This window comes from Hyalangium sp. (genome assembly GCF_035629615.1).
GTDB lineage: Bacteria > Myxococcota > Myxococcia > Myxococcales > Myxococcaceae > Hyalangium.
The window spans coordinates 1-5,234 of record NZ_DASPHO010000281.1 but is presented as its reverse complement, the minus strand read 5'-3'; the positions used below and the strand labels follow the sequence as shown (position 1 = coordinate 5,234).

Sequence of the window (5,234 nt, the reverse complement as noted above, 5' to 3'; positions counted from 1 at the left end):
CGTGAGGCCTTCTGGGGGGTACCCCATGAGCCTGGGAGTCCAACGTATCGGTGGCGACCATGGGGGGTGTGCTTGCCATAGGAGGAGGTGCTGGCCATAGGAGACGCCGAAGAGCCTATCCGCGGTTACCTGTGAGCGACGGGTGTTACAAAACGGAGAATCTGCCCGTGAACACCACCCCGGCAACCCCAGTAAGTACATGGGGGAAAACCAGTGGCTAGTGAACGCAACGCTTGATTCTGTCCCCACATGGACATTTGTTACGTGCGCGAGGAGCGCCCGGCGGAGAGATGTGTAGCCCCCCGGGCCAGATGCCCATGACAGAGAGAAGGAACTACCGGCACGCGGGACTTCTGGTGCTGGCGCTGTGCCTGGTAAGCAGCCCAGCCCTGGCCCAAGGCACCTCGGTGCTGCTCGGCAGTGTGGTGGACGCCAGCACGAAGCAGCCCGTGGCCGACGTGGTGGTGACGGCCACCTCTCCCAACCTGCAGGGTGAGCAGGTCGTCGTCACCGAGAGCTCCGGCGCGTACCGCATCCCCCAGCTTCCTCCCGGCGTCTATACGCTCCGCTTCGAGAAGGAGGCCTACAAGCCCTATGCCCGCGAGGGCATCGCGCTCCGGCTGGACTACTCGGTCCGCCTCAACGTGGAGCTGCTTCCAGAGGCTTCGCTGAGCGAGGAGCTGGTCGTCGTGGGGCAGGCGCCGACCGTGGACATCGGCTCCACCTCCACCGGCGTCAACGTGGGCGAGGCCTTCGTCCGCAACATCGCCATCGTCGCGCCGACGGGGAAGGGCGCCGCGTCGCGCTCCTTCGAGTCCCTGGCCGAGCTGGCCCCCGGCGCCAACGCGGACACCTATGGCGTGTCCGTCAGCGGTGCCACCTCGCCGGAGAACCAGTACATCGTCGATGGCATCTCCGTGAATGATCCGGGCTTCGGCATCAACGGCACCCCGCTGAGCGTCGAGTTCATCAGCGAGGTGAACGTCATCAGCGGCGGCTACCTGCCGGAGTACGGCCGCTCCACCGGTGGCGTCGTCAACGCGGTGACGAAGTCCGGCTCCAACGAGTTCCACGGCTCCGTGTTCGGCAACTTCACCCCGGGCGCGCTGGGCGGCTCCGCCACCGAGCTCCGCCAGGAGGCGGGCACCATCTCCGGCCAGGCCTCGCTGTGGAACCTGGGAGACATCGGCGCCGAGCTGGGAGGCCCCATCCTCCAGGACAAGCTCTGGTTCTACGTGGGCCTGGCCCCCTCGTTCACCCGCTACCAGCTGGAGCGCAACCTCAACGCCCTGGTGCTGGATGCGGACGGACAGCCGATGCAGGACGAGCGCGGCTTCACGCAGACGCAGCAGCTCGAGGGCACGCGGCGGCTCTTCTTCGCGGACCAGAAGAGCTTCCAGTACATCGGCAAGCTCACCTACCTGATCAACCCGGATCACAACGTCGCGGTGACGGTGACGGGCACTCCCTCTACCTCGGGGGGCTCGGGCCGCTTCGCCATCAGCGAGCGCACCGGCGCGCCCGAGGTGGAGCGCATCGCCGGGGAGTACGGCGCCACCGCCACCCAGCGCAGCATCAGCAGCCTGGACACCAGCCTCAAGTGGTCCTCCTCCTTCCTGGAGAAGCGCCTGCTCTTCAACGCCACCGTGGGCTGGCACCACCAGGATCTGTCGATCCGCGCCTCGGACGGCACCCAGGGCGGCACCATGGAGGGCCTGGCGGGCATCTCCAACGTCACCTGGCAGCGAACCACTCCCTCCCAGCACTCCATCACCGAGTTCGAGTCGCTGCCGGATCCCTCCGTCTGCGACTCGCCCAACCCGGAGATCTCCACGCTGTGCCCGGTGCTCTCCTACCTCACGGGCGGCCCGGGCCGCCTGGATGACGCGACGCTGGATCGCTACCAGGCCAAGGCCGTGGGCACCTTCCTGGTGAATGCCGCGGGCCAGCACGTCTTCAAGGCGGGCATCGATCTGGAGCAGATGGTCTTCGATCACACCCGCTCGGTGACGGGGCGGTCGGTGCTCATCGAGTCCGATGAGGGCGACTACTTTTACGACTACCGACAGTACGGCTACCTGGTAGGCCCTGATGAGGTGATCATCCAGGACGCCCAGAGCCCCAAGTCCAAGTCCAACGCCGCCGGCGCGTTCCTGCAGGACAGCTGGACGATGCTGAACAACACGGCCACCCTCAACGTGGGTCTGCGCTACGACACCCAGCAGCTCGTCGGCGGCGGGAAGACGGCCCTGGTGCTGCCCTACCAGTGGTCCCCGCGCCTGGGCCTCATCGTCGATCCCACCCGCTCCGGCCGCATGAAGCTCTTCGGCAGCTATGCCCGGTACTACGAGAGCGTCCCGCTGGACATGGTGGACCGCTCGTTCCCGGGCGAGCCCGGGGTGCGCTCGGAGAAGGACTCCTCCCTGTGCGACCCGCGCGATCCGGAACAGCAGCGCGGCGTGTGCCAGACGGACGAGGCGCGTCGCCGCTCTCAGGATCCGCTGGACGCCAACGCCCTCTGGAGCACCGTGGGCGCGGGCGCCACCATCGTGGATCCGGACATCAAGCCCCAGTCCACGGACGAGTTCGTCGTGGGCGGCGAGTACGAGCTGCTGGCCAACTCCCGCGTCGGCCTCTCGTACACCCGGCGCTCGCTCAACCTTGCCATCGAGGACATGAGCCGCGATGACGGCGCCACCTACTTCATTGGCAACCCGGGCTACGGCTTCGCCAAGGACTTCGTGAAGCCTCGGCGCAACTACGACGGCTTCACGCTCTTCTTCCAGCGGAACTTCGCCGATTTCTGGCTGGCGCAGGTGAGCTACACGTGGTCCCGCCTCACCGGCAACTACGAGGGCCTCTTCCGCTCTGACACGGGCCAGCTCGATCCGAACATCAACTCGGACTTCGATCTCGTGTCGCTGCTGCCCAACCGCAGCGGCTTGCTGCCGGCGGACCGCACGCACCAGCTCAAGGCGTTCGGCGCGCGCGAGCTCGTGCTGCGCCCGGGCCTGAGCCTCAACCTCGGCCTGTCGTACCGGGGTGCCTCGGGCACGCCGTTCAGCTACCTCGGGGCCCATGTGGACTACGGCTCGGGGCAGGCCTACATCCTGCCGCGCGGCGGGGCGGGGCGGCTGCCCTGGGTGCACCGCTTCGACAGCCGTCTGGCCGTCAACTACAAGGTGGCCAAGGACATCACCGCCTCCTTGAGCGTGGATGTCTTCAACGTCTTCAACTTCCAGACGGCCACCGCGTACGATCAGAACTACACGTACTCGCCCGTGCTGCCCATCGTGGGCGGCTCGAGAGCGGATCTTCCCGGCAAGGTGCTGGACGCCGAGACCGGGGAGCCGATCCCCGACGAGGCCATCAACAAGAACTTCGGCAAACCCACCGCCTATCAGGCGCCGCGCTCGTTCCGCTTCGGCGCTCGCGTGTCGTTCTAGCCGCGCTGCGACCTGGAAAGGTTCTCTCCCATGACTCGACGACTCCTCGGCCTGGTGCTGGCCACCTCCCTGATTGCTGCCTGTGAGACGGAGCAGCCGCCCATTGGCTGCCCGGTGCAGAGCCTCACGTGGTCTGTCACCTACAAGCCCAAGGGCCAGAGCAGCTGTCCCGCGAAGGCGGGTGAGCAGCTCGGCATCCAGAAGTTCTCCACGCCCACGGGCGACGAGCAGCTCTCCATCAAGCCCGCCACGCTCGTCGCGCTGGAGGAGCGGGATCCGGAGCGCCTGGCCTACTCGCTCGGGGCGCTGGCCAAGGAGGCGGACACGGAGGGCTTCTGCTCCGCCTCGAATGTCGCCACCGCCGAGAAGCGCGCGCCGGCCCTGGACGCCGAGGGCCTGCCCCCGAAGAACGTCGTCTACCAGTGGAGCAACGTCCGGATCCTGGCCATACCCCTGGCGCCGGGCACGCAGATGGTGGCGGACCTGACGTACACCGAGGACGGGTGCACTGCGGAGTATGAAGTCTGGGGCATGTGGCCCGGAGACGTGGACTGCGCGAACGAGGAGGGGGAGCCCGACAACGAGCTCTGCGCGGAGGCCACGGGCATCAACCCCGACTTTGCTACCACCTGCGATCCCACCCAGCTGCGCTGCGTCCCGGCGAAGCGGCCGCCTTCCCTCAAGTGAGCGGCCGCTCCACGCCGCGGCTCACACGCGCGCGGCGTTGACGCCGGACTCCACCGCGTCCAGCTCGTCCCCGAACTTGACCTCCGCCTTCTCACCCGAGGGCGGGGAGAACGGGGGGCGGCCGATCTGCTGCGTGCCGAACCGCGGGAAGAAGGGCGCCAGCGCGTAGTTGGCGAAGCACCACGGGAAGAAGTAGCGCGGCTTGAGCTCCGGGTGGATCTCCGCCTCGATGCGCGTGTGGGCCTCGCGCAGCGTGCTCCAGTGGGCGCCCGGCATCTCATGGTGCGCGGCGTGGAGGCCGTTGTTGAAGAGGAAGAAGTTGATGGCCCAGCCCGTCCAGCTGCGGCTGTGGTTGTGCTCGCTCCACGGATCCGTGTGGACGTGCTGGATGTAGTTGAAGAACATGATCGTCCACAGCGCAAACACCGCCGGGATCGCGAAGGCGAACAGGTACACCCGCGCGCCCGCCCACGGCCCGAGCAGCACCATGGCCAGCGCCAGGAGCGACAGATGCGTTCCGGCCCACACCACGTACTGGGTGATGATCTGCCGGAAGAGGGTGGGGTTGTTGGTGCGTGCCTTGCTGATGAAGGCCTTGATGGGATCGCTCTGGAAGTAGGACGAGACGAAGAAGTAGCTGGCGGCCGTCCACGCGTTGTGGCGGTTGGTGTAGCGCCAGGTGATGGTCGCGTCCCCCGCCTTGTTCACGTACTTGTGGTGGTTCAGGTTGTGCGTGGGGATCCACGCGAACGTCGGGTAGCCGTAGAAGATGGACAGCCACATGCCGAACGCGTTGTTGAGCTTGCGGTTGCGGAACGTAGGGCAATGGTTGTGGTTGTGCGCGATCACCCCTGCTGCCAGCGCCAGGTAGCAGGCGAGCGGGGACAGCCAGGGAATGAGTCCGGGGTTCGCGTACATGGACAGTGCCACCACGGGCATGGCCGCGCACCACAGCATCGTTCGAAGGTCGGCGGAGTGTCGGAGCATTCACGCTGGGTTTATCCCACCGGGTGTTGACTTGCCAGCACCTTCCCAGGAGCGTGGAGAGAGCCAGGGGGCTGCCGAGCAGAATGTGGCCATGGAGCTTCGGACCGAGCGTCT

3 protein-coding genes are annotated in these 5,234 nt (G+C 66.9%); 2 read left to right on the top strand and 1 reads right to left on the bottom strand.

The genetic code is table 11. The features are described from left to right. Positions 1 to 317 precede the first annotated feature (317 nt). Both VD972_RS14130 and VD972_RS14125 read left to right on the top strand, forming a co-directional pair. A complete protein-coding gene (locus VD972_RS14130; protein ID WP_324986755.1) occupies positions 318 to 3,446 on the top strand; it encodes a carboxypeptidase regulatory-like domain-containing protein in 3,129 nt (1,042 codons plus the stop codon). 30 nt (positions 3,447 to 3,476) lie between these two features. Next, entirely contained in the window at positions 3,477 to 4,133 is a 657-nt protein-coding gene (locus VD972_RS14125; protein ID WP_324986752.1) for a hypothetical protein, read from the top strand. Positions 4,134 to 4,154: 21 nt separating this feature from the next. Here VD972_RS14125 and VD972_RS14120 read toward each other — a convergent pair whose 3' ends face one another. Further along, positions 4,155 to 5,072 carry a fatty acid desaturase gene (locus tag VD972_RS14120; protein WP_324986750.1) on the bottom strand — a complete coding sequence of 306 codons (918 nt, stop codon included), beginning with the start codon at positions 5,070 to 5,072 and terminating at the stop codon, positions 4,155 to 4,157. Positions 5,073 to 5,234 lie beyond the last annotated feature (162 nt).